Genomic DNA, 25,772 nt, shown 5'->3' with positions numbered 1-25,772 from the left:
GGCTCTCTTTTTTTACATTATTCAGGTTGAAAATTAACCAATAATACCCATAATAATCTTAAGGGTACTTATTATGATTGTTTCATTTTTCCAGTGTGGTCATCTGATTCTCCAGACAGGTGGCCCTTTTAACCGCAGTCCTTCACGCTTTTGGGCTGCGTTTTTTTACCTGAATTTCTTCGTGTTGTTTAGTGGCTAAACATTTGAATACGATCTGCACGGCGGGGCATGATCATTCGGGGCTTTATCGTTATACTGATACCGATGATTTCACCTGTGAGTATTGTAATGAAAATCCGTCTTCTCACCATTGGTCAAAAAATGCCAGCATGGGTACTCACGGGTTTTGAAGATTATTTCAAACGCATCCAACCGTTTGTTCAAACACAAGTGATTGAACTGCCTATGGCAAAACGGGGTAAAAATGACTCGCAGGCCGATATTTTAAAATACTGTCAACTCGAAGGTGAAAGTATTTTAAACGCCCTAAAACCAGGTGAAGTGCTGATTGCACTTGAAGTCGGCGGCCGTGAGTTAAGCACAGAAAAACTCGCACTGACCATGAAGGGCTGGATGCAAGACGGACAGGATATTGCATTGGCCATTGGCGGGCCTGATGGTCTTTCCGATCAGGTTCGTCAGGCTGCCGCGTGGCACTGGTCTTTGTCTAAGCTCACCATGCCACATCCACTGGTGCGTGTATTGCTGATCGAACAGCTATACAGAGCCATGAGCATTAACCACAATCATCCTTATCATCGGGCTTAATGCAGTTAAGTGTATGCCCCGATAAGTCGTTCAAATGAATCTGTTGCTGTACAGCAAACTGTGCAGCAGACTTGTCTACTAGGTACAGCATCATATGAGTCCACAAACACTCCCTGGCTTGTTTATCTCCCATGGCTCTCCTATGCTGGCAGTCGACCCCGAACAAGTGGGGCCTGCCCTGCACCGGTTGAGTTTTAACTTGCCAAAACCGAAAGCAATTGTGGTGATGTCTGCGCACTGGGAAAGTCAGTCGCTTGAAGTCAGCACATCAACCCGCCCCCAAACATGGCACGATTTTCGAGGCTTTCCGGCTGAGTTGTATCGTATTCATTATCCTGCACCTGGTGCACCGGAATTGGCTGAAGATATATTAAAGCGTTTAGCCGATGCACATTTGACCGCGCATGCCAACAGCACACGGCCACGCGATCATGGGGTTTGGATGCCGCTCCTGCATATGTATCCAGAGGCAGATATACCTGTCATTGAAATTTCGCTGCCCATGCAACTCAATTCAGATGAAATTTATGCAGTTGGACAAGCACTAGCACCGCTGCGAGAACAACAAATTTTACTGATCGGATCGGGAAGCATCACTCATAATCTGGCCGAATTGCGCTGGCAAGGCAATCTGCAAAATATTCCAGAATGGGCATCAGGCTTTCGAAACCATGTGGTGAATAAGCTGACCCACCAAGATTATGATGCCATCTTAAACTGGCCAGACTTACCTCACATCGAGCGCAACCACCCTACCATCGAACATTTTGCACCCTTGTTTTTTGCCATGGGTACAGGGAATCGCTTCTCTATCGTTCACAGTAGTTTTTCGATGGGATCTTTAGGGATGGACATTTACCGTTTCGATTAATCACTTATAGATTTGAATTAAACTTAAGCAAAAATTAAAACTTTGTAAGTTTAGGTGCCTTCTATGTTGCAAAATAGATACATTTATTACACTTAAAGCCTAATAGATGTGTCTTTTTTTCTGCAATAAATTCGTTAGGATTTAGGCCTTAAATTGAAAGAATGTTGTTCCATGAAAATTAAATATTTAATTCTTGCTCTTTTGCCATTTTCACTTATGGCCTGCCAATCAATGAATCAAACCCAGCCTGTTTCTGTTGTTCAAGAACAAAAAGTCGATGCCACTAAAGCCTTAACTGCTTATACATGGTCGTATCAACCTGAAGGTGCGCCACAGCCGATTATTTTAAGTTTTAGCGATCAGAACTTGAGTATTCATACAGGGTGTAACAACCAAGGTGGTTCATGGAAGCTTAACGACCAGCAACTCGTGACTTCAGCGCTGGCTTCTACCATGAAAGCATGTGAGCCAGCACTGATGAAAAATGAGCAGTTTGCAGCTAACCTTCTTAGCGACAAAAGCACTCATTTCAAACTCGATACTCGCTCAATTGAACAGCCAAGTCTGATGTTAACCAATGCCGCAGGACAAACATTTGAGTTTAAAGGCAGCATGACACCGGAAACCAAATATCAGTCTCAGGGCGAAATCATTTTCTTGGAAATTGCACCTGAAACTAAATCGTGTACAGGTGTTGCACCGCAAACTTGTCTGCAAGTTCGCGAAATTAAATATGACGATAAAGGGATTAAAACCCAAGTTGATAAAGACTGGTCATTATTTTATGACCAAATCGAGGGCTTTCAACATCGTGCAGATCAACGCGTAATTGTTCGTGTAAAACGCTATGAACGAAAAAATCCTGCGGCAGATCAATCTAAATATGTCTATATCCATGACATGACCGTTGAGCAAGAAATGGTGAAATCCAAATAAGCCAGCGGATGATTCAATCCAGACACTCAAAGGCCTGATCACTGCGATCAGGCCTTTTTTTGAATAATAAGTGTTACTGGATTACGGGATCATATAGCGACTTCTGTGCTAAAATGCCGGGCTTAAGCTGACGTTCCTTTTTGTACTGAATATTTTTCTCTTATGACCAATAACGCTTTTGCACTTTTACGCGAAATAGACCGTATTTTGCCGCAAACCCAATGTGGTTTGTGCGGACATCGAGATGGATGTCTGCCTTATGCAAAGGCCATTTTAGAAGGTGAAGCGGCAAATAAATGTATTCCGGGCGGTCAACCTGTTGCAGATGCTCTTGCAGCTCGACTCAACCGCCCGCCACTGCCTGCAGAAAAAAGTGTCTGGCCAATTCAGTCCGATGGGCGCCCGCAGCGTATGAAAGCAATCATTCGTGAGGATGAATGCATTGGATGTACCAAGTGCATCAGTGCCTGTCCGGTCGATGCGATTATTGGTAGCGGCAAGCTGATGCATACTGTTTTGACGGATCTGTGTACAGGATGCGAGCTTTGTATTCCACCATGCCCTGTGGATTGTATCGAACTGGTTGAAGATACTGCGCCGCTTCCTACTGCTTTGCAACAAGAACAGGAACAACAGCAACTTCGACAACGTTATTATGCGCACATTCAACGTGAAGAGCGCCGCCGTATCGACCGCAAAGGCCCGATTGTTCGTGCAGAAATTGACACCGAATTGTTTTCTCAATTTTCGCAGTGGATAGATGAACTGCCTTCAATTGAACGTATTGAAGCTGCAGCTAAAACAGTCACAAAACAGGATGCATCTATTACGATTGAACTTGCCAAGCTTCGCACCCAAATTAAAAAACTGGAAAAGCAATTAAGCGTTCGAGCAGATGCAAAGAAACAGCAGCAACTTGAGCAATTGCAACAACAACTGAATCTGCTTCAGGGGAATTAAATGCCAGTTAAAAACATGACCAAAAAACAGATCCAGACGTTTTTTGAGCGCCTTAGAGCACAGCGCCCTCACCCACAAACTGAGTTAAATTACAGTAATGCATTTGAATTACTGATTGCGGTCATGCTTTCGGCTCAGGCCACCGATGTAAGTGTAAACAAAGCCACAGACAAACTGTTTCCGGTGGCCAATTCTGCCGCACAAATTTATGCCTTGGGTGTTGAAGGCTTAAAAACTTATATAAAAACCATTGGCTTATATAATGCCAAAGCTGAAAATGTGATTAAAACCTGTCAAATCTTAATTGAAAAACATCAAGGCGAGGTTCCTCAAACCCGAGCAGAGCTTGAGGCACTTCCAGGTGTAGGACGCAAAACCGCAAATGTGGTGTTAAATACCGCATTTGGGCAGCCCACCATGGCAGTCGATACACATATTTTTCGTTTAGGAAACCGCACAGGCTTAGCCGTGGGCAAAAATGTGCTTGAAGTAGAACATCGTCTAATTAAAGTTATTCCAAAAGAATTTATTACCGATGCGCATCACTGGCTAATTTTGCACGGACGATATTGCTGTGTGGCCAGAAAGCCAAAATGCGCAGAATGTGTAGTATCCGATGTATGTAACTGGCCAGAGCGTTATGCTTATGGTGCAGAGCGCGCTGTGACCATTCAAGCAACACCTTAATTTTTTTCAAAATAAAAGTGTTTACATGAGCGATGCACTCACTTTTTTTGTTTGAGCTTTGGGTGCAGTATTTTGCGCTTGTTTTGCTGATTTAAACGTTTTTCAGCAAGCTCTTGTTTTTGCACTTGACGTAGCATTTTCTGGCTTTGATAGAGCAGAAACAACAAAACCAATAGACTTATCACCACCAAAAAGATTAATGCGATCTTTAGCAAACAGATATCCTCAAAAAAGAAAAGAGCCCTGAATGCTCAGGACTCTCTTATATTAGCAAAAACCAAACGAATTATTTAGTTTTGTCTAAAATAGCAAATAGATCTTTTTGTACAACATCGATTGTACGTAAGCCATCAAGCTTGTCATAGGTTGGTGCATTTTCGCCAGATGCCGCACGACCTTGATAGAAGCCAACCAATTGCTCAGTTTCGCTGTGATAAGAGCCAAGGCGCTTACGAATGGTTTCTTCTAGATCGTCGGGACGCTGTACCAGTTCTTCACCTGTTACATCGTCTTTACCTTCTACTTTCGGTGGATTGTATTCGATGTGGTAAACACGACCAGATGCTGGATGCTGACGACGGCCAGAAAGACGTTTTACGATTTCTTCGTCTGGTACCGCAATTTCAATCACGTGATCAATTGTGATCCCTTCTTTTTCCAGCGCTTCAGCTTGTGGAATAGTGCGCGGGAAACCATCAAAAATACAACCATTTGCACAGTCAGGTTGCGCGATACGCTCTTTTACCAAACCGATGATCAGTTCATCTGATACCAGACCACCAGACTCCATTACACTTTTGGCTTTTAGACCAAGTTCAGTTCCTTCACGAATTGCAGCACGGAGCATATCACCGGTTGAAATTTGTGGGATATCATAGCGCTTACAGATCAACTGAGCCTGAGTACCTTTACCTGCTCCAGGTGGTCCGAGTAAAATAATGCGCATAAGAAAGCATCCTCATTAAAAACAATCATCACGATGCTCTGGAGTATGACACCTCGTGTCACATCTACCAGCATCTAAATTATAAGAAAGCGACAAACAAATGTATTAAACCTGCAAAAAATCCGGTGACCCCACCAAGCACAATCAGTATCCACTCATCCTCTTGGAATGCCGGACGTAGAAGGTTTTGAAACTCTTTTGGAGTTAACTCACGAATACGGTCTTTAAACATCTGAAATATTTTTTGTGCACGGCTCGCATTGAACGCAGGGTCGCATACAGGCACCATCGTAATTTCAATTGAGCGATCAATCAAGTCTGTCTTGAGTTTAGCATATTCGCGTGGCCCTAAGGAGAGTTGAAGTGAGGTTCTTACCAATGGAGTTTCCATTATTTCATTGATATGGCGTTTAACTATACGACGGGTCTTGTCTTTTTTACTGCCATACATCATTTCAGTCATGATCGACTTCAAGGTAATCAGATCTTCAGTGACGACACTTGCAAATACATCCGATACTTCTTCTTGACGCTTCATGAAAGCGCCTTGAACATTATAAGTTCCCATCCGCGGCACGACGGGCACCACCCACGGAAATTTACGATCTTGCGTTAAGCGGAAAAACTGCGGATAACGGACATAGTGTGGCTCGACTGGATTAAACACCATCCAGATTGCAATCCAGTTGGTGAGAAAGCCCCAGATAGCCGCCCAGAAAGGCACTGTCCAGTGCCATGGCACCAAAAACCAGACCAGCATTTGAAACACACCAAAAAACATTCCAATTAGTGCACTGATATGCCAGATAAAGTTAATTTCCTTCTGACCTACTTTTAAAAACATTCTCACCATTAAACGGCGATCGCCTTCCATTTGGCTGACGACCATTTCACGCATATTCACCAGTGACTCTACATTTAAAGTCAACTCTGTAACCAATTCTCGGAGTACACCGGGTAACTGCTTATGGGCTTGAGCATAAATTCTGCGTTTAATCGAATAAGGTAAGTTTTCCCAGAGCACGGCATTTCGGTCAATCATGACTTCATCAATTAGGTGCTCAAGTTCAAAGCCGACTTGCTCACCAATAATTCTGGCCATATCTTCTGGGTCCATGGCCTCAAGAAACTCACGCAACGAACCCAATTTTGAAAGCGTGTTGTCGGTAATGATGCCAGAAATACGACCCGCTTTACGTGGCACAATTCCTTGCCAGCCCACGGGTAACGGACCTAGATGAAATCCCCAGAAGTTAATTGGATAAAAGACCATCTTTAAAGCCATCCACACATGTGCCCATGTCACAAATGCAGTCACTGGGATGATACTCATCACCGCCAAATGATCAGGTCGATTTAAAAAGGTTTGCCACAAATCACTGATGAAATCTAACATCCATTACTCTCGTATTTCTTTATTACTTGATGGGTGTATTTATGATGAAGAAATCTCGGCACTTTAAAGACCAAAACTTAGCGTATAAGCAAACTGTAATTGAGGTTTGGTATCAACTACAGTAGACCCATCTGTATTTTTTAACGCTTCTGCGGCACCAATGCCAACACTAAAGGTACTGATTCGATCTTTATTTAACCAAACATACGCCAAATCGACGCCACCACCCAATCGTGAGGTGTAATCATTGTCGACTCGGCGGCTTTCTAGCGTACCAGCATATACACCTAAGTAGTATCCATTTTGATTTTTGCCTGTGAGATAATATGGATAACGGAAGCCAACTTGCCCGCCAAAGGTATGATCGCCATTGAGATAGGCGCCTGCCTTTAAATAAGCAATGCCATAAGGATTGACCCATTCGCCATTCACATGTGCCAGTTGCTGGGTGACTCCCAAGCCGACATTGAACGGACTAACATCTTTGCCTTGCAACTTTGCTTCAGGCAAATAATCCTGAACACTTGCACATGTCACCGAACTAAAGGTTAAGAGAGCAAGAAAGGAATATATTTTTTTCATTATTTTCTCCGTGTTTCTCCAAACATCTTCAATTTAGAGCATTCCTTTAACTGTTTTGTGACTTTAACAGAAATAGTTTCGTTCTTATATACAGCACCTTACAATTTTGATGGCGCAAATGTCAAAAAACTGATCTCGATTGTGGATGAATACTTAAAATTTATCTCTGTTTTATAAGCGTGATAGGGTAAACTTTACGGCTATTTATTTGTGTCGTTCAAGTTAAAGTCTATTGGTATGAAGCAGCACTTTCCGTTAAAAGATAACCAGCAAGAAAAGCGTCTGTATCGAGGGCGAATCTTTTTTGCAATTGGCTTGGTGTGTTGCTGCTTACTGGTGTTGATGAGCCGTTATGCCTATTTGCAAATTGTGCATTTTGATGAGTTCTCTACAGCCTCTGACAAAAACCGGATTCGACTGCAACCTCTTCCTCCTGCTCGGGGTTACATTTACGACCGAAACGGCGTGTTACTGGCCGATAATTATCCGGTCTTTACGGCAACCATGAGCCGCGCAGATGTTGAAGATATCGATGGTACACTCGAACGACTCACCCCTATTCTTACCCTTACACAAGAAGATATTGATCGTTTTAAAACGCGAATTAAAACAGCACGTAAAACTGAGCGCGTATCGATTAAACTTAATCTGACCGAAGCAGATATTGCCAAGTTTAGTGAACAGAAATATAACTTTCCGGGTGTAAAAATTGAGACACAGATGACTCGCTATTACCCGCACGGGGATCTGTTTGCACATGTGATTGGTTACGTGGGGCGCATCAATGAAAAAGAGCTTCAAACGCTCAATAAAGACACCTACGCTGGAACCAACCTGATTGGCAAGATCGGAGTAGAAAAAACCTACGAAGACTTGTTACACGGAACACCGGGATACGAATCAGTCGAGGCCGATGCCCACAGCAATATCTTGCGTCATCTTGGGCGTAAAGAACCGGTACGAGGTAACGACCTTTATCTTTCAATCGATTACGGCTTGCAAGTGGTGGCTGCCGAACAACTGGTCGGTCGTCGTGGTGCAATCGTGGCGATGGATCCGCGTACAGGTGAAATTCTGGCGCTGGTATCTAGCCCAAGCTTTAATCCAAATTTATTTGTAACAGGGATTAGTCATGTGGACTACAGTGCCTTGCGAGACAATCTCGATCAGCCACTGTATAACCGTGCCTTACAAGGGGTCTATCCACCGGGTTCAACCATTAAACCAATGGAAGGATTGGGCGGCATTCATTACGGAACTGTAGACTGGTCGACCAGTATCTATGATCCGGGTTATTTCCATCTTCCGGGAGATTCTCATAAGTTCCGTGACTGGAAAAAAGGCGGTCATGGAATGGTGAATTTGCATAAATCGATTATCGATTCCTGCGATACCTATTTCTATGTATTGTCGTATCAGATGGGAATCGACAAAATGAATGCTTGGATGCGTCAATTTGGTTTTGGTCAAAAAACAGGGGTTGATTTACCGAGTGAGAGTGAAGGCCTGTACCCAAATCCAGAGTGGAAAATGCGCACGCGTAAATCGAAATGGCTCAAAGGCGAAACGATTTCTGTGAGTATTGGTCAGGGTGCATTTACTGCAACACCACTCCAGCTTGCAATGGCTACATCAATTATGGCCAACCACGGTGCTCATGTGACACCGCATGTACTTCGTTCTGCACATGGCGCCAAACCCTTTAAGGTACACAATGCACCGGACGGTAAAATCCAGTTTAATGGCACAGAACAGGACTGGGTCAATATGCGCGATGCCATGATTGATGTGATTCAAAGTGGTACAGGTCGCGGTATTCGTACACCAATGTATCAAATTGCAGGCAAAACAGGGACAGCTCAGGTTAAAAGTATTGCGCAAGGTAAACGCTACAACGAGTCAATTTTGTCTGAGCGCCAACTCGACCATGGTCTATTTGTTGGATTCGCACCTGCTGAAACCCCTGAAATTGCGGTGGCTGTGGTGTGGGAAAATGGTCGACATGGTGGATCGGCAGCTCAGCTTTCGCGCCCATTATTTGACTATTGGCTACTGACCCGCAAGAAAAATCCAATCCGACCAGCCAATCATCAACTGAGTGGCGGCTTGATGACAGCGGGTATTAAGCCAGGCGAGCTTCCTAGCGGAGCTTTACTTGAAGCAGATCCAAATGCCGTGTCAAATCGCAATAAACCACAGCAGAAACCAAACACTGCTGCCTCTTCGGTGAGTGCCGTATCTGCACCTGCCTCAGCAGAGATCTCAGAATAATGAAAAATCAGCTACGTATTATTGGTGGGCAATGGAAACGTCGACAGCTTCCATTTGCCAGTGTCGAGGGTTTACGCCCCACCCCAGATCGTGTTCGTGAAACGTTATTTAACTGGCTCATGTGGGATATTCAAAATGCGGCCGTGCTCGATGTTTGTACGGGTTCTGGCGCACTGGGCTTTGAGGCTTTGTCGCGTGGAGCAGCTTCGGTACTGATGATCGAGCCAGAAACGCTACAGGCCAAAATTCTCAAGCAGAATATCCAGTTACTTGAGGCGAAAAATTGCGACTTAAAAGTCGCCACCGCACAGCAGGTTTTACCTAGACTGAATCAACAGTTTGATGTGATCTTTCTAGATCCGCCTTACAGCCTAGATTTATGGGCAGAATTAGCTATTTTGCTTGATCCTCTAGCCCGTGAAAATGCCTATATTTATGTCGAAGCAGATCGGGAGTTGACTCAGTTGCAACTTCCCAACACATGGCAATTGCTTAAATCGAGTAAAGCCGGAACAGTACGCGCAGGGCTTTATCAGAAAAAATTATAGCGATGATTCGCCCGATAAGGCGTCAAAATCTTATTTGTACTTAAGCGGTATTATTTAATCGTGAACTCTTCTTGATCTATGGGTTTAATCATTCGATTAGTCAGGGCGATCTAAACATACCGGCCGCACGTCTCGCACTATTTCCTCTTCACGGCGCTCTCGGACGTCATCATCATCGAGTTGTTGTCTTGGTTGCAATGACCAGCGTGGTTGGTGCATATTCGACAGTTGATTTTGATATCCGGAAAAGCTTTGTGCTTGTACAGATAAGCTCGACATAAAACTCGTTACAGTTAAAAAAACAAAAATGAAAACACGAAGTCTTTTTAGCATCATCGACTGCTTCACTGTTAATAAGTGCGTTTAGTCTGATTTAAGGCCATTAAATAATGTTGAAGAAATTATAGTGTCTTCATCATCAATTGATGTGTCTTATGTTACTTAGGTAAAAAAAGATATCTCCAAACTTAAAAAGATCGAATCCAGAAAAAACGGATCAACTGTCCACGATCATAGGGAAAATTAGAAACGTACTCGTAGCCTAGCTTTGTATCATCTTTAAGTCGATAACTCATGCCATAACCAAACGAAATAGATAAATCGTGTAGACCAACCGCATCGGGAGCTCTCTCAATCATCTTACTTTTCAAATCATCCATGTTATACACCGTATAGTTATAAATACTGATTCGCTCATTTGCATAGAAAAGATTTTTAAGCACTTTATAATTGTTTTCTTCTTGATCATGTTGCTCGGCAAGGTGCTTCTGCTCCTGATTCAAGTCTTTATTTTCAAGATTTACATCCAGATTCACTGTGTTGTCAGGCATTGCTTGTGAGAAAAAATCATAAGCCTGTCCCCAGGATGAATAACAGCTTAATGCCAACAATACAGTCAGTCTTAATAAAACAGACAACCTCATCATTTTTTAAAAAGATATAGTAAAAAAGGTAGCATACGCTACCTTTTGACAAGATGAAACCGCTTAGGCTAAACCGATAATTGCGACCAATATAGCTAAAGCAGACAAGACTTTACGTCCGTACGGTACGTGGCGATTGATCAACTCACCTACCACCAAGCCGATGGTATACAACGTTGCCATACCGAGCACCATACCAGAGATCAAAGCAATGACGTGGCCTTGAGGTGCAAGCTCAACGCCATGCGCAGCACCGTGAAAGCTCGCCATTAGCAATGCAACAAATGGCAATACACGATAAGACTTACTCCACAGTGCAACAGCCAGTACAATTAACGATGTCACAATGCCATATTCAGCAATCGCGTCAGCGATAATATCGTTTGCGCCCAAAACAAAACCAAAAACGAGGCTTAAACTCAACCCCACAATACCTAAAACTTTCCATTGTTTTGCAACTGTCCAGAGCAATACGCCAAAGCCGATTGCCATGGTTAAATGATCAAGTCCAGTGAAGGGGTGAATAAATCCTGTCCAGAAACCTGCTTGTGAAGCATGTCCGGGGTGTGCCATCGCTGCAACAGGCAAAGCCGATATCAAGATGATGAGCAGTTGTTTTGTGATTGAGCGCATGGCGCCTCCTTAAGCCTTAAAAAGCCCTTGCTTTTCAATAAATTCAATAATTTGTGCTAAACCATCTTCTGTTTTCATGTTCGAAAATAAAAACGGTTTATCGCCGCGCATCCGCTTGGCATCTTGTTCCATAATGTCTAAATTCGCTCCAACCATTGGCGCCAGATCCGTTTTATTAATAATTAATAAATCAGATTTAGTAATACCAGGGCCACCTTTGCGTGGAATCTTTTCTCCACCGGCAACATCAATCACATAGAGTGTCAGATCTGAAAGTTCTGGACTAAACGTTGCAGCCAAATTGTCTCCACCACTTTCAATAATGATGAGTTCCAGACCGTCAAATTTTTCACAAAGATCATCAATTGCAGCCAAGTTGATAGATGCATCTTCACGAATAGCGGTATGCGGGCATCCACCCGTTTCAACCCCCACAATTCGGTCTGGTGTCATGGCTTCGTTTCGGGTCAGAAAGTTTGAATCTTCTTTGGTGTAAATATCATTGGTGACGACAGCCATATTGTATTTTTCACGTAAGGCACGGCACAGATTAAGGGTCAATGCTGTTTTACCCGATCCAACCGGACCACCAATGCCAACGCGTAATGGGCTACGTTCTGTCATGTTTATTTCCTTTAAAATGTCACATTTTGATTTGGCAGTTCAATTTTATTACTTTGCCAAATCAAGGGTTAAGATCGAAATAGTCTCGAATATTGGGTTTCATGTTGCATGCTTAGCATTGCATACTGAGGCAATGCACTACTGATTTGGTCATCTTGCAGTAACAACGCCTGCTCAACAGCTTGCGGCACTTTTTCATGTAAATGCCATAAAATTCGCTGGCCGCTCATTTGACCAAGTGGAACCGTTTTCACTGCGGCCAAAACCTGATTTTCAAGCACGCTAAAGGTATATGCTGTTAAAACCTCTGCCGGATTAAGTTCAAGGCGTCCACACAACTGGGCATATACAGGTACAAAACCAAACTGCTTTTTTACCTCTACAGGCATCTTGAGTACTGCCTTAATCCAAGCGTTCAAAGAAAATGCCAATTGTTGGGATTCTGCCAAGAGCTCTTTACTTTCACGGCTCGCTCTATAGAGATGCGCCCACTTTAAAAACTGCTCATCATCATTAAAATGTAGCATCAGCCGTTTGAGCAATGGCAGCTCAAAGCGCACCAGCAACATCTCAAGCACTTCTTCAAAATAAGCACTGCTGCTCTCTTCATCATGCACAAGCCCCACCTGAATGGCGCTTTCTACACCTTGTGAGTAGCAATAAGCCCCTACAGGCAATGCCGTAGAAGACAGTGTCAGTAGCTTGAGCAGTTGAGCAGCATTAATGGACATGATGCAATGACTTGATTGGGCTTAAACGATGATCGTGTGCATGCTGTGCATAAGCACCACTTTCAGGTTCAAACATATGTTCAACTTCTTTAACAACCAATCCCAAACCTTCAACCATTTCTGCCAGTACGTGATCTGGTTCGAAATAAAGCGCATAAGGCGTAAGCATTAATGGAACATGACGATTCCCTAAATGATAAGCCGCTTTGAGCAATTCAAAATCCGTTTTGGCCGTGACCTGCATTAAACGTTCTGGTTTGGCATCTACACGCAGAATATCACCATCATGGGTCGCAATAAATGAGCCACTGCGTAAAATACCCGTGCGCGGCAAGTCGGCACCAATATCAGTACCGTCTTTTAAGGTTGCACGAAAACGCGATTTTTGACGGGTATCAAAGTTCAGTTCGACCGTTTCAAACGTTTGGTCTGATGAAATTTCATCCAGACGTTGGGTATAAATTTTCATAAGATAAAACCCTATGCGTAAATAAAAAAATCTGTGTTCTGGATTGGATTATCAATCGTACGCTTACGAAACTCATTCATAAGATTTTTAGATAATTCTTGGTGTTCGAATGCGATCAATTTCAATAAAGTAAGAAATTGTCCATGACTAAATATCATTAGGTTTTTAACTTGATAAAGATATTTTAGATCATTCAATAGCCCAGAAAAATTTTCAACTCGCTGATAAAACTCAGCAAAAGACTCTGCATCTTCTGCATCTTTGTAATATGGATCAGCTAACGTCCAGTAAGCATCTACAAATGGCTTACGTTCCTCAAGTGTTGTATTTTGACATTTAACGTCAGACAAATATGAAAACTCATGAATATCGAAAACTTCTGGATTTAAATGATCTCTTACTGCAAGAGGCTTTGCAGTTTGCAACGTGCGCGTAAAGGATGAAATAAAAATTCGATCGGCATGCGGAAGTTTAATTGCAAGTTGCTCAGATTGTAATTTGCCCTGTTCGGTCAATTCAATATTGGCATGAGATGTACATCTCAAATTTACATTCGCTTTACTTTGTGCATGCCGAATCAAATAAATCACGTCATATTATCCTTAAAACAAGAAATAACGTTGAGCCATTGGCAGCACATCGGCTGGCTCACAGGTCAACAGTTCCCCATCGGCGCGCACTTCGTATGTTTCAGGATGCACATCCATCACGGGGCAGTAAGTATTATGTTTCATGTCATGTTTGGTAATGTTGCGCGTGTTTTTACACGGGCTGATCAACTTTTTAAGTTGCAGCTTCTGATCGACGCCTTCATCAATCGCCACTTGCGGCAAAAAGGTGATACACGTGTTATGTACAGCACGTGGATAAGAACCAAACATCGGACGATAATGCACAGGCTGTGGCGTTGGAATTGAAGCATTGATGTCGCCCATCGGTGCTGCGGCAATCATCCCGCCTTTGATAATCATCGAGGGTTTAACCCCAAAAAATGCAGGCTTCCAAAGCACTAAATCGGCCAACTTTCCTTCTTCTACCGACCCTACTTCATGGCTCAAACCATGTGTAATAGCAGGATTGATGGTGTATTTGGCGATGTAACGCTTAATTCGGTTGTTATCATGAAACTCATTGTCTCCTTCAAGTGCGCCGCGTTGCACCTTCATTTTATGTGCAGTTTGCCATGTCCGAATAATCACTTCTCCCACGCGGCCCATGGCCTGTGAGTCTGACGACATCATCGAAATAGCACCCAGATCTTGTAAAATATCCTCTGCTGCAATGGTCTCACGGCGAATACGACTTTCAGCAAATGCCACATCTTCTGCAATTGCAGGATCTAAATGATGACACACCATCAGCATATCCAAATGCTCATCGATGGTATTGATAGTATACGGGCGTGTTGGATTGGTCGAAGATGGCAGTACGTTGGCCTGCCCGATCGCTTTTAAAATATCGGGGGCATGCCCACCGCCAGCACCTTCGGTATGATAGGTATGAATGGTTCGGTTTTTAAATGCCCCGAGCGTTTCTTCCAAAAAGCCGCCTTCATTGAGTGTATCGGTATGAATAGCAACCTGCACATCAAACTCATCGGCCACACTCAGGCAGTTATCAATTGCAGCAGGCGTCGAGCCCCAGTCTTCGTGCAGTTTAAGCCCCACCACACCCGCTTTAATCTGTTCACGAATCGGATCGGGTAAACTAATATTGCCTTTACCCAGCAAACCAATATTCATGGGTAAATCGTCAATGGCTTGTAACATGGTACCAATGTGCCATGGGCCAGGTGTAACTGTCGTGGCTGACGTTCCTGCTGCCGGTCCAGTACCACCACCCACCATAGTAGTCACACCAGACATCAATGCCGTTTCTACCTGCTGAGGACAAATCCAGTGAATATGAGTGTCAATTCCGCCTGCGGTCAGAATTTGCCCTTCACCTGCAATGACCTCGGTTGCTGCACCGAGTGGAATGGTAATGTCTGGCTGAATATCTGGATTTCCAGCTTTACCAATTTTCCAGATACGACCATTTTTAAGGCCCACATCGGCTTTTACAATGCCCCACCAATCAACAATCAATGCATTGGTAATTACGGTATCTGCCACTTGATCTGCAAGTAACTGCGATTGCCCCATGCCATCGCGAATCACCTTACCACCACCAAATTTGACTTCTTCGCCATAAGTGGTGAGGTCTTGTTCTACTTCAATAAATAGTTCGGTATCGGCTAAACGGACTCGATCTCCCACCGTTGGGCCAAACATTTCAGCGTATGCACGACGCGACATTTTCATATTAAAAGGCCTTCCACATTGTTTTCATTCTGAGTCCAGTGCGCCCATCACACGACCGGCAAATCCATATACTTCGCGCTTGCCTGCCAGTGAAACCAATTCAATCTCTCGGTTTTGTCCCGGTTCAAATCGAACAGCGGTTCCTGCGGCAATATTTAGACGATAACCTCTGGCTTGTTCACGATCAAACTCCAGTGCATCATTGGCTTCTGCAAAATGAAAATGTGATCCAACCTGAATAGGACGGTCGCCAGTATTGGCAACACTGATTTTGAGCGTTGGTCGGCCGACATTGAGTTCAATAATACTATCGGGAGTGAGCACTTCTCCAGGAATCATGATGTTCTCCTCTGAATGATTAAACAATGGGTTGATGAACCGTCACAAGTTTTGAACCATCTGGAAAAGTCGCCTCGACCTGTACCTCAGCAATCATTTCGGCCACGCCATCCATCACATCATTTTTACTGAGTAAGGTGGTGCCGTAATGCATCAATTCTGCAACGCTCATTCCATCACGCGCACCTTCTAACAGTGCTGCTGAAATAAATGCGACTGCTTCAGGATAATTTAACTTTAAACCACGTGCCTTACGACGCTCAGCGACCAAACCTGCAGTAAAAATCAACATCTTGTCTTTTTCGGTTGGATTCAGTTCCATTTCGATATACCTAGTTTCATTAAGTGTCTTTAAAGCAAAATATGTGCACACATGTGGCATTGAAGCTTTGTTTATTTATCTTCTGATTGACAAACCCACTACTCGCCTACAATTAAGTGCGCCAAATTCGCGGAAATTCTTCATCTAAATTGAGCCAGTAACGACGCAATCGAGCGCGTATGGCAGCAAATGCATCATGACATTGCCGAACATCATCACCTAAATAACGGGCACAGAGCACATCATCGAGTAGAGTCAGTGTTACTGGTGCATCCATACGCATGATCAATTCTCGAATCAGCTCAACATGCTGCTCAAGATCGACTTTAGCGCGATGTGTTTCAGGTGCAACCGCCCACATACTGGCCATTACGGCGTGTCCGTTCATGCCTAAACATGATCGTAACCAGCGATCATTTCCTGTAAAGCGCAGTGTGTCGGCAACCAGTAGTTTCTGATCACGATATAACGTAAATATATTGCGATAAGCACCGTCAGAAAATGTCTCCGCGCGAGCCTGACGCCCAAGAACCAGCATATCCCATCCAATAAAACTGGCGGCTTGATCAAGATGAATGGTGGTTTCCGACTGCGCATTTGCACCATCGTAGAGCATGGTTTCCTGAGGAAGCCATTCTAAAATCGAACGTCCTCGTGCATTTAAATAAATATGTTGCGCAGCTGGTTTACCATTGGTGCGATACCATTTTCCAGCTCCTGGAGTCGTCACAACTGCATGTGCGCCTTCTTCTGTATATATCTGAAAAGTTAAATGATCTCCCCCCGCAATACCTGCCGGTGGATGCACCAATATTGCATGACATACACCCGTTTTTTCAGGCCATAGCATTTTTTGCACCCGAACAGGTCCGTGATGCTTTCTATGCTTCATAATGGTGCGCTCACCATCATCATGAAAGCCTAATTCGAGTTGGGCATACCACAAAGCTTTGGATCTTTGGATGTGAAAGTCCTGTGGCTGATTCATGCTGTTCCTTTATGCGACATGTTCTACTGGTCTGATCAGTTAAGCAATTTTTGCACCAAGAATTGGCAATTTTTTGAAAGTCTTACTTAAACGTTTATTTTACATACATTTCAATAGCATAATTTCTGGTACTTTTCTTGTGTTATTTTTTTCAATCAAGTGATTGAGATGATTTTGTGATATTGATTAGCCAAAATTTAGTCAATTTTCACAAATAATGACAAGGTTTTAGCGCCACAATACCGATAGAATAGCGGGCTTAACGACCACCCTAACCTAATTGTTCTGATAATGAAAACCCTGACAATATTAATAAGTTGTGCCGCACTCTCTGGTTGTGTAATCGGAAGCTCAAATGAAGTGAAACGTGCTGAAAAATTGCTGCAAAATTTCGAGTGTAAAAATCTCGAAACCACCGAAATTCCGCACAGTTCGATCAACAGCTTTCATCAGCAATCTCTAGCAACCAGTAAAGCCAAGGCCACAAGCTATGTTGAACAATTTAAATCGGGCGATGCAACATTTAAAATGCCACTCGATGAAGCCGTACAACAACAATTACAACGTTATAAAGCAGCCTGCCAGGCATTGGGTGGTATTAATCCTGAGTTGAAATAAACTGATACTTATGAGGGAATGTTCTACCTAATCTTACATTTCAATTATTTAACTGGCTTGATTTTTTTTATAGGCTGGGCATCCATTAAATAAATAATGATTGGGTAAAACATGAAAAAATCGTTATTAGCGCTTGCATTGACCAGTTTGGTTCTAGCCGCTTGCTCAAAACCTGAAAATAAAACAGATACTGCTACCGCTGAACAGCATAGTCAAGCCGCATCTGAGGTTAAACACGACCAGCATCAAGCCCATGATATGACGCATACTGCTGAAAATTCACTGGATTGGTCGGGTGATTATCAAGGTAAATTGCCGTGTGCCGACTGCGAAGGCATTCAAACTGAGCTTCAGTTAAACGATGACAAAACCTATGTACTTAAAGAAACGTATTTAGGTAAAGGCGATGGTAAGCCGTTTGAAACCAAAGGAAGCTTTACATTTGACTCAAAAAATCCATCGATGATTGTATTAGATCAGAAGTCTGAACAGCGTAAATTCTTTATTGGTGAAAATACTGCAACAGCACTTGATTTGGAAGGCAACAAAATTGACGGCAGTTTGGCTGAATATTATGTTTTAAAAAAGAAAAGTTAAATTTGCATCAAAAAACCCTGCGATTGCAGGGTTTTTTATTTCTTTACTCAATTAGTGAGCAGAGAACTGATTCATTGTATTTTTGCTTGCATCACCAGCTTTAAGTGCTTGCTCACCAGAGAAGATCTCTTTGTGGTCATCACCGATGTCAGAACCCGCCATTGCTTGGTGTTTCACACATGCAATACCGCCACGGATTTCTTTACGCTGAACACCCGCAACATAAGCCAACATCCCTTCTTCACCAAAGTAGCCTTTTGCCAACTCATGTGTAGACAATGCAGCAGTGTGGTAAGTCGGTAGTGTAATCAAGTGATGGAATACACCCGCTTCACGTGCAGCATCTGCTTGGAAGGTACGGATTTTTTCGTCTGCATCGGCAGCCAATTCCGTGTTGTCATATTCAGCGCTCATCAACTTAGCACGATCGTAGGCAGAAACGTCTTTGCCTTCAGCAGCCCAACGGTCATAAGATTGCTGACGGAAGTTCAGTGTCCAGTTGAATGATGGACTATTGTTATAGACCAGTTTTGCATTTGGAACCACTTCTTTCACACGATTCACCATGTGTGCAATTTCAGCTACGTTTGGTGTTGGTGTTTCAATCCACAGCATGTCTGCACCATTTTGCAAGCTGGTGACACAGTCAAGTACCACGCGGTCGATTTGTGTGCCTTCACGGAACTGATACAAGCCAGACGCCAAACGTTTAGGACGATGCAACTTACCATCACGCTTGATTAAGATCTCATCATCACTTGCTTCAGCAATATCGATTTCTTGTGTATCAAGGTAGCTGATGTATTGAGATGCCAAGTCGCCTTTTTCTTTCGAGACTGGAATTTTTTGAGTCAAATCCGCGCCTTCAGAGTCAGTACGTGCAACAATCACACCCTCATCAATTCCAAGCTCAATAAATGCAAAACGTACTGCATTGATTTTTGCAAGGAAATCTTCATGTGGAACAGTTACTTTACCTGCTTGATGACCACACTGTTTTGCGTCAGAAACTTGGTTTTCGATTTGGATCGCACATGCACCCGCTTCGATCATTTTTTTAGTCAAAAGGTAAGTTGCTTCTTCATTACCGAAGCCAGCATCGATGTCGGCAATGATTGGCACAACATGCGTTTCGAAGTTGTCAATTTGGGCTTCAATTTCTTTGGCTTTGGCTGTATCACCTGCTGCTTCAGCTTTTTGTAATGCACGGAACAAATCGTTCAGTTCTTTAGCATCTGCTTGACGCAAGAAGGTATAGATTTCTTCGATCAATGCAGGAACAGAGGTTTTTTCATGCATAGATTGGTCAGGAAGTGGACCAAATTCAGAACGAAGTGCAGCAACCATCCAGCCTGATAGATAAATATAACGCTTAGATGTCGTGCCAAAATATTTTTTGTTGGCAATCATTTTTTGTTGTGCAATAAAACCATGCCAGCAACCCAAAGACTGAGTATATTTGCTAGTGTCCGCATCGTATTCAGCCATGTCTTGACGCATGATGGACGCTGTATACTTGGCAATGTCTAAACCTGTACGGAAACGGTTTTGAACAATCATACGAGCTGCATCTTCTGCACGGATTGCATTCCACGTGCCACCTAATTTGTCCTTAACGGTACGAACGTGCTCTAAAGCTGATTGATATGTAGTCATGATATTGCCCTATAATCATTTTGGGTTGATCGAAGTTCCAGTTCAAAATCAGATTAAATTATTTGACTAGATTTTGTACTGTTCTTCGCTATGAATACAGCTTAGTAGTTGCAAAAAAATTAATCCAATATTCTAAGCTAATTTTCGGTATTTATTTAAAAAATACACAGATAAAAGTCGTAATATAATTAAAATACCACATACTAAGCTTTTGTTATTTAATAAATAAAAATAATCGTTAAGCTGATTTAAAATGACGCTATCGTGTTTATTTTGATATTAGACTTAAGTCGACTCCGCTATTTTAGATCAAATAAAAAACAAATTATCGATCAAAATTGCCAGTGCGATTGCATTTTTTATCAGATATAATTGTTGCACGTAGTAGATGCAACTGATCAATTTTTGTATTTTACTCATCATCATTATGTACTTGTCATTGAATCTGTACCGCGATGGTTCATGTTTTTATTGATGACTCGAAATTTCTGCTTTTATTCGATATGGTCTTTTTTGTGTTTACGTTGACACAAATCAAATGAACTGTGGCATAATCAAATATAATTTTCTTTTTTTATTCTCGGTATTTTTTTTATGAATCTAGAGCGAGTTGACCTCAATCTATTAATTTATCTTGATGTACTACTTCGCGAAAAGAACGTTACTCGTGCAGCTGAACAATTGGGTGTTACCCAACCTGCCATGAGTAATATTCTACGCCGTTTACGCAATTTATTTAATGATCCGTTGTTAATTCGTTCATCTGAAGGTATGACACCCACCGAGCGCGCGCTCGAACTTCAGCCGCGTATTCGCGATGCCTTATCTGATTTGTCGATGATTCTGGAACCGAGAACAGAGTTTCGCCCTTATACAAGCAGTCGCGTGTTTCGTGTCATGACCTCTGACTACGCCGAAGCAACGCTCATCCCGCGCTTGGTCAAAGCATTACGTTCAGAAGCACCGAATGTGGTGTTAGACTTTCTCACACCAAGTGACGTTTCATATCGTGACATGGAGCAAGGTAAAGTCGATCTTGCGATTAACCGTTTCAATGAAATTCCACAAAGTTTTCATCAGGTTCTGGTTTGGCGTGACAGTTTTAGCTGCTTATTAAATGACAAGCACCCTGCTGTTCAGCACTTAAATCTAAAAAGCTATCTCGATGCGCAACATATCTGGGTATCGAAAACCGGTATGGGCGTGGGATTTGGTGTCAACCCAGACAAGCAAGCGGGCTTAGGCTGGATTGATCAGGCACTTGAGCGAATCGGACAAAAACGTAAAATTTCAGTGTTTACTCGCCATTATCAGATGCCTGCATTATTGGCGCAAAATGTGGATCTGATTGCGACCCTTCCAACACGAATGGCGCGTTTGCAAGCACAAAATCCGCGTCTTGTGATAAAAGATCCACCGTTTTATATTCCAGAATTTGAATTAAAAATGGCATGGTGTCCGTTATTACATCATCATCCTGCACACCGCTGGTTACGCCAACTGATTCTTTTTGTTGCTCGACAAATGATCGAAGAAGAAAATCGTGAATTTATCACCAATAACTCACAGTTTTCTCATTACTAATTGAAATTTTTCTTAAATTCTTCTTTTTTCACGCTTATACTAATTTAAAACAGAGGTAGTCTGACTACCTCACTATTTTTATCTAAGTTTTCGCAAAATAACCAATACAACAGGTGAACTGTGAGTCTCTTTCAAAATGCCATCATCATCATGATGCTGATTGTTGCGGCTGGTTTTTTATCACTCACTGAAATTGCGCTAGCGGGCGCGCGCAAAGTCAAACTGAAAATCCTGGCCGAATCTGGTGATGAACGCGCCCAAAAGGTGTTGGATTTGCAGGCGCAATCTGCAGATTTCTTTGCCGCATCGCAAATAGGCTTAAATGCTGTTGCGATACTCGGGGGTATTTTAGGTGAGGCCGCATTTCGGCCATTTTTTGTCGAACTGATTGATCGCGTCTACAACGGCCCTTGGACCGAAACCATTGGCTTTAGCTTATCGTTTACCTTTGTTACCTCGTTATTTATTTTATTTGCCGACCTCATGCCAAAGCGCTTGGCCATGATTGCACCTGAAAAAATCGCGGTCAGTGTCATTGAACCTATTCAGATCTTTATTAAAGTCTGCAAGCCATTGGCGTGGCTGATTAATGCGATCGCGAATATGTTGTTCCGTTTATTTAAGGTCAATACCATTCGTGATGACAACATTACCTTCGATGACATTTCAGCAGTCATGGAAGCTGGTGCGCAGGCTGGTGTATTACAAAAACAAGAGCATCATTTTATTGAGAATGTTTTTGAGCTAGAAGAACGAACGGTTCCTTCGAGCATGACCACGCGTGAAAACATTGTGTATTTTACACTCGATGAGACCGATGAAAGCATTCGTCAAAAACTGGCTGAGTATCCGTATTCGAAGTTTTTGGTGTGTAATGCACATATCGATCAGGTGATTGGTTATGTAGATGCCAAAGATATTTTGGTGCGGATTTTGAAAAATCAATCTTTGATTCAACTCAAAGAAAATACCATCCGAACCGTTTTAACCATTCCCGATACACTCACCCTTTCTGAGGTACTTGATCGATTCCGATCGACCAAGGAAAAATTTGCGGTCGTTATCAATGAATACGCTTGGGTTGTTGGTGTCATTACCCTCAGTGATATCATGATTACTGTGATGGGTGATTGGGTCACTCCAATGGATGAAGAGCTACAAATTATTAAGCGCGATAATAATTCTTGGCTTATAGACGGTGGCACACCGATTGAAGATCTTAAACATGCGCTCGAGATCGATGAAATGCCTGATGAAGAAAATTATGAAACACTGGCAGGTTTTATGATGTATCAATTACGCAAAATCCCTCGCCCTGCCGATACAGTTGAATTTTCAGGATTCAAATTTGAGGTGGTCGATGTGGATCACTATAAAATTGACCAGTTGCTGGTCACGCGTATTCTTGAAAAACCAGAAGAGCATATTTTACTCGATCATTAATCTGGTTTCTAAGAAATCAAAAATGCCTCTTAAGTGAGGCATTTTTTATCATTCAAAGCGATCGCTTGTGATCTAGATGAATGTACCTGAATGTTTAATACAGTAGACACATTTCTCTAGATGTAGCAATTAAGCAAGTAATGCATCGATCAGTGCCTGATAATGAATCTGAATATCTTCAGCCAAAATTTTATATGCATTATCAAACTGAACCATTGGCCAGCCTTGTTTCCAAAATGGGAAAATATCGTGTAAATCTTTGGTCACAATACTGTCTTCACGCGTAATTGCTTGAGCAATTTGCGCCAAGACTTGTGCTGTTTGTGCACCATCTACGGCCATATAATCGATGCCACGTGCTTTTAAAATACGAATACGATCTTTTTTATACCGAATTTTTTTTGCTTGTGTAGAATTTAGGCCCAGTGCTAACGTTACAGCTTCTACAAATTTTTCTTCAAAGTTTTGATTTAAAGCCACAATTGCCTGTTTGTGTGCCTCTTGTCGCCCTGCCTTGCCCCCGTTACGAATAATCTCTTTCGCTTCGATATCTAGCTCGTCTTTTTTCATCGACTGTAAAATATCTAAAATTTCGATATCGCTTAAAGATTCATGAGACTGTTCTGTCATGGGAGTCCTTGGGAAAAATGAAAGATATATTGTCTCATAAAAGTCACTCTAAAACAGAATAAAACGAAAGGAAAAGCACAGTGTTTATTACGCCACTTTGTATATTCAATGCGCTTTTCAACGTCATATTTCACGTTGAAATATGAAAAATTCATCAATAGATTATGCGGCGTAGTGTATCGTTTTGAAATTTTTATATTTATCTTTGGTCAGAATATATCTTTTAAGCGCTCAAGTGATTTCTTTTGATAGGTTTAATCTATATCAGTGTACACGCGAGAAGTTGCGATGTTTTTGTTCAAAAAATGAAATAAGATGGATAAGCAGAATCATTCGAAATAATCAATGTTTTTGATCCTTTTACACGGATTCAGATAAAAACCGCACCAGTTGAGTGCAAAAATAATTTTAAAAATTACAGACTTATATTTTTTTTAAGACTTTAGTCGCATAGACACATTCTGCAATTGTACTTTTAAGAAAAATTAATGAATATACGCAAGTTCTAAAATTTTGAACAATTATATAAGTATTATTTTTTGGGCTAAGGATTGCGCACATGCTTACTTTTTTAGGTATCAGCATGATCATGTGTTTTATGTACTTGATCATGACAAAACGCCTCAGTGCAATGGTTGCACTTATTCTCATTCCTGTTTTGTTCGCACTCATCGGTTGGGGGCTGGGCTTTCATTTTGATAGTTTAAGCCACATTGAAATTACCAAATTAGGCGAAACCATGCTAGATGGTATCAAGAAACTCGCACCCACTGGTGTGATGTTACTTTTTGCCATCATGTATTTTGCATTGATGATCGATTCAGGTTTGTTTGACCCTTCAATCAAGTGGATTCTCAAAAAAGTAAAGGGCGATCCGCTTAAAATCACGCTTGGTACTGTTTTTCTGACCTTGACCGTTTCTCTAGATGGTGATGGATCGACCACCTATATGATTTGTGTTGCGGCCATGATGCCTCTTTATAAACGTATTGGCATGAATCCACTGGTGATGACGTGCTTAATGCTGCTTTGTAGTGGTGTGATGAATCTTACACCATGGGGCGGCCCAACAGCACGTGCTGCCAGTGCCTTGCAAGTCGATGCAAGTGCTGTCTTTATTCCAATGATCCCATCGATGGTCATAGCAGCAGCATGGTTATTTGCATTAGCCTATATGTATGGCAAATATGAACGTAAACGTTTGGGTGTAATTGAAATGGGTGATATCAGTCACGCAGACAATCTGACCATTTCAAAAGACCCAGAAGCACAGCGTCCACATCTTCGCTGGTTTAACGGAATTTTAACGATAGTTTTAATGGCAGCATTGGTCAAAGGTATTTTACCTATGGCTATTCTGTTCATGCTCGGTTTCTGTATTGCGCTTGTGGTCAACTATCCTGATCTTCAAATGCAGAAAAAACGTATCGCGATGCACGCAGATAGCGTATTGGCGGTTGTCGGGGTAATTTTTGCAGCAGGTGTTTTTACCGGTATTTTAACTGGTACAGGCATGGTTGAAGCAATGTCTAAAGGCTTTGTTGCTATTATTCCAGACAGCATGGGGCCTTATATGGCACCGATTACAGCCGTACTCAGTATGCCATTAACTTTCTTTATGTCTAACGATGCCTTCTATTTTGGTGTTCTTCCAATTTTGGCAGAGGCCGCAGGCCACTACGGCATTACACCAGTTGAAATTGCCCGTGCATCAATTGTTGGACAACCAATCCATTTACTTTCTCCGCTGGTTCCGTCTACCTATCTTCTTTGTGGTCTGGCTGCAGTTGAGTTTGCAGATCATCAGAAATTCACTTTGAAATGGGCATTTGTGACTTGCTGTGTACTTTTAGGTAGTGCTTTGGTATTTGGTGTATTTCCACTGGTGAGTCTGGTTTAATTTGATCTGGCTCCATAAAAAAACCTCCTGATCAGGAGGTTTTTTTT

The 25,772-nt window shown here is 42.3% G+C and carries 28 protein-coding genes; 12 read left to right on the top strand and 16 right to left on the bottom strand.

Annotated features, from left to right (window positions below; all coding sequences use genetic code 11):
• The first annotated feature begins 288 nt into the window (after positions 1 to 288).
• The 5 genes from rlmH (at position 289) to nth (ending at position 4,222) form a co-directional block, all read left to right on the top strand.
• Entirely contained in the window at positions 289 to 768 is a 480-nt protein-coding gene (gene rlmH, locus QLG00_RS12320; protein ID WP_004936183.1) for a 23S rRNA (pseudouridine(1915)-N(3))-methyltransferase RlmH, read from the top strand.
• A gap of 94 nt (positions 769 to 862) precedes the next feature.
• Positions 863 to 1,639, top strand: a complete 777-nt coding sequence (locus QLG00_RS12315) for a class III extradiol ring-cleavage dioxygenase (protein WP_004936181.1) — start codon at positions 863 to 865, stop codon at positions 1,637 to 1,639.
• Between the two features lie 171 nt (positions 1,640 to 1,810).
• A complete protein-coding gene (locus QLG00_RS12310; protein WP_282471094.1) occupies positions 1,811 to 2,575 on the top strand; it encodes an META and DUF4377 domain-containing protein in 765 nt (254 codons plus the stop codon).
• Positions 2,576 to 2,737: 162 nt separating this feature from the next.
• The gene (locus QLG00_RS12305) at positions 2,738 to 3,535 is read left to right on the top strand and encodes an RnfABCDGE type electron transport complex subunit B (protein WP_004946203.1); all 798 of its coding nucleotides are present in this window, start codon (positions 2,738 to 2,740) and stop codon (positions 3,533 to 3,535) included.
• Positions 3,536 to 4,222, top strand: a complete 687-nt coding sequence (gene nth, locus QLG00_RS12300) for an endonuclease III (protein ID WP_048763648.1) — start codon at positions 3,536 to 3,538, stop codon at positions 4,220 to 4,222. It abuts the gene before it with no gap.
• A 286-nt stretch (positions 4,223 to 4,508) separates the two neighbouring features.
• Here nth and adk read toward each other — a convergent pair whose 3' ends face one another.
• The 3 genes from adk to QLG00_RS12285 all read right to left on the bottom strand — a co-directional run bounded on the left by adk (position 4,509) and on the right by QLG00_RS12285 (position 7,146).
• Positions 4,509 to 5,168: an adenylate kinase gene (adk, locus tag QLG00_RS12295; protein WP_004946198.1), complete on the bottom strand. Its 660-nt coding sequence runs from the start codon at positions 5,166 to 5,168 to the stop codon at positions 4,509 to 4,511.
• 79 nt (positions 5,169 to 5,247) lie between these two features.
• A complete protein-coding gene (locus tag QLG00_RS12290) occupies positions 5,248 to 6,564 on the bottom strand; it encodes a hypothetical protein (protein WP_004936167.1) in 1,317 nt (438 codons plus the stop codon).
• A gap of 63 nt (positions 6,565 to 6,627) precedes the next feature.
• A complete protein-coding gene (locus QLG00_RS12285; RefSeq protein WP_004936164.1) occupies positions 6,628 to 7,146 on the bottom strand; it encodes a hypothetical protein in 519 nt (172 codons plus the stop codon).
• A gap of 237 nt (positions 7,147 to 7,383) precedes the next feature.
• On the opposite strand from QLG00_RS12285, the gene mrdA reads away from it, so the two are divergent.
• On the top strand, positions 7,384 to 9,417 hold the full coding sequence (mrdA, locus tag QLG00_RS12280; protein WP_004946192.1) for a penicillin-binding protein 2: 2,034 nt from the start codon (positions 7,384 to 7,386) through the stop codon (positions 9,415 to 9,417).
• Positions 9,417 to 9,965, top strand: coding sequence for a 16S rRNA (guanine(966)-N(2))-methyltransferase RsmD (rsmD, locus tag QLG00_RS12275; RefSeq protein WP_216198120.1), 549 nt, complete (start codon positions 9,417 to 9,419; stop codon positions 9,963 to 9,965). The genes mrdA and rsmD overlap by 1 nt, the downstream gene beginning before the upstream one ends.
• Positions 9,966 to 10,061: 96 nt before the next feature.
• Here the strand turns inward: rsmD and QLG00_RS12270 are convergent, their stop codons facing one another.
• The 11 genes from QLG00_RS12270 to QLG00_RS12220 all read right to left on the bottom strand — a co-directional run bounded on the left by QLG00_RS12270 (position 10,062) and on the right by QLG00_RS12220 (position 17,297).
• The gene (locus QLG00_RS12270) at positions 10,062 to 10,244 is read right to left on the bottom strand and encodes a hypothetical protein (RefSeq protein ID WP_025095247.1); all 183 of its coding nucleotides are present in this window, start codon (positions 10,242 to 10,244) and stop codon (positions 10,062 to 10,064) included.
• Positions 10,245 to 10,432: 188 nt separating this feature from the next.
• A complete protein-coding gene (locus QLG00_RS12265; protein WP_025095246.1) occupies positions 10,433 to 10,891 on the bottom strand; it encodes a hypothetical protein in 459 nt (152 codons plus the stop codon).
• Between the two features lie 60 nt (positions 10,892 to 10,951).
• Positions 10,952 to 11,521: a HupE/UreJ family protein gene (locus QLG00_RS12260; RefSeq protein ID WP_282471093.1), complete on the bottom strand. Its 570-nt coding sequence runs from the start codon at positions 11,519 to 11,521 to the stop codon at positions 10,952 to 10,954.
• Between the two features lie 9 nt (positions 11,522 to 11,530).
• On the bottom strand, positions 11,531 to 12,145 hold the full coding sequence (gene ureG / locus QLG00_RS12255) for an urease accessory protein UreG (protein WP_004936147.1): 615 nt from the start codon (positions 12,143 to 12,145) through the stop codon (positions 11,531 to 11,533).
• Between the two features lie 68 nt (positions 12,146 to 12,213).
• Positions 12,214 to 12,876 (bottom strand): urease accessory UreF family protein, encoded by a 663-nt coding sequence (locus QLG00_RS12250; RefSeq protein WP_004936129.1) that lies wholly within the window; start codon positions 12,874 to 12,876, stop codon positions 12,214 to 12,216.
• Positions 12,866 to 13,345: an urease accessory protein UreE gene (gene ureE, locus QLG00_RS12245; RefSeq protein WP_004936128.1), complete on the bottom strand. Its 480-nt coding sequence runs from the start codon at positions 13,343 to 13,345 to the stop codon at positions 12,866 to 12,868. The genes QLG00_RS12250 and ureE overlap by 11 nt, the downstream gene beginning before the upstream one ends.
• 11 nt (positions 13,346 to 13,356) lie before the next feature.
• A complete protein-coding gene (locus QLG00_RS12240) occupies positions 13,357 to 13,935 on the bottom strand; it encodes a phosphoglycerate mutase family protein (protein ID WP_282471092.1) in 579 nt (192 codons plus the stop codon).
• Between the two features lie 12 nt (positions 13,936 to 13,947).
• Positions 13,948 to 15,648: an urease subunit alpha gene (gene ureC / locus QLG00_RS12235; RefSeq protein ID WP_004936120.1), complete on the bottom strand. Its 1,701-nt coding sequence runs from the start codon at positions 15,646 to 15,648 to the stop codon at positions 13,948 to 13,950.
• Positions 15,649 to 15,672: 24 nt separating this feature from the next.
• Positions 15,673 to 15,987: an urease subunit beta gene (locus QLG00_RS12230; RefSeq protein WP_151794729.1), complete on the bottom strand. Its 315-nt coding sequence runs from the start codon at positions 15,985 to 15,987 to the stop codon at positions 15,673 to 15,675.
• 19 nt (positions 15,988 to 16,006) lie between these two features.
• The gene (gene ureA, locus QLG00_RS12225) at positions 16,007 to 16,309 is read right to left on the bottom strand and encodes an urease subunit gamma (RefSeq protein ID WP_004936114.1); all 303 of its coding nucleotides are present in this window, start codon (positions 16,307 to 16,309) and stop codon (positions 16,007 to 16,009) included.
• Between the two features lie 112 nt (positions 16,310 to 16,421).
• A complete protein-coding gene (locus QLG00_RS12220) occupies positions 16,422 to 17,297 on the bottom strand; it encodes an urease accessory protein UreD (RefSeq protein ID WP_282471091.1) in 876 nt (291 codons plus the stop codon).
• 291 nt (positions 17,298 to 17,588) lie between these two features.
• Between QLG00_RS12220 and QLG00_RS12215 the strand changes: the two genes are divergently transcribed.
• Entirely contained in the window at positions 17,589 to 17,915 is a 327-nt protein-coding gene (locus QLG00_RS12215) for a hypothetical protein (protein ID WP_004936107.1), read from the top strand.
• Positions 17,916 to 18,026: 111 nt separating this feature from the next.
• Entirely contained in the window at positions 18,027 to 18,512 is a 486-nt protein-coding gene (locus QLG00_RS12210) for a copper resistance protein NlpE (RefSeq protein ID WP_104124427.1), read from the top strand.
• Positions 18,513 to 18,563: 51 nt separating this feature from the next.
• On the opposite strand, the gene QLG00_RS12205 is transcribed toward QLG00_RS12210, so the two are convergent.
• Entirely contained in the window at positions 18,564 to 20,168 is a 1,605-nt protein-coding gene (locus tag QLG00_RS12205) for an isocitrate lyase (protein WP_004936104.1), read from the bottom strand.
• 594 nt (positions 20,169 to 20,762) lie between these two features.
• Here QLG00_RS12205 and QLG00_RS12200 point away from each other — a divergent pair.
• Entirely contained in the window at positions 20,763 to 21,752 is a 990-nt protein-coding gene (locus tag QLG00_RS12200; RefSeq protein ID WP_004936102.1) for a LysR family transcriptional regulator, read from the top strand.
• 120 nt (positions 21,753 to 21,872) lie between these two features.
• Positions 21,873 to 23,195, top strand: a complete 1,323-nt coding sequence (locus QLG00_RS12195) for a hemolysin family protein (RefSeq protein ID WP_282471090.1) — start codon at positions 21,873 to 21,875, stop codon at positions 23,193 to 23,195.
• A gap of 129 nt (positions 23,196 to 23,324) precedes the next feature.
• Here QLG00_RS12195 and QLG00_RS12190 read toward each other — a convergent pair whose 3' ends face one another.
• On the bottom strand, positions 23,325 to 23,825 hold the full coding sequence (locus QLG00_RS12190) for a hypothetical protein (protein WP_004936095.1): 501 nt from the start codon (positions 23,823 to 23,825) through the stop codon (positions 23,325 to 23,327).
• A 559-nt stretch (positions 23,826 to 24,384) separates the two neighbouring features.
• Here QLG00_RS12190 and QLG00_RS12185 point away from each other — a divergent pair.
• Positions 24,385 to 25,725 (top strand): CitMHS family transporter, encoded by a 1,341-nt coding sequence (locus QLG00_RS12185; protein WP_004936090.1) that lies wholly within the window; start codon positions 24,385 to 24,387, stop codon positions 25,723 to 25,725.
• The last annotated feature ends 47 nt before the right edge of the window (positions 25,726 to 25,772 follow it).

This window comes from Acinetobacter sp. V89_7, assembly GCF_029967895.1.
Lineage (GTDB): Bacteria > Pseudomonadota > Gammaproteobacteria > Pseudomonadales > Moraxellaceae > Acinetobacter > Acinetobacter soli.
Note: the sequence above shows the minus strand (reverse complement) of the source record. Positions and strands in the feature narration are given on the sequence as shown.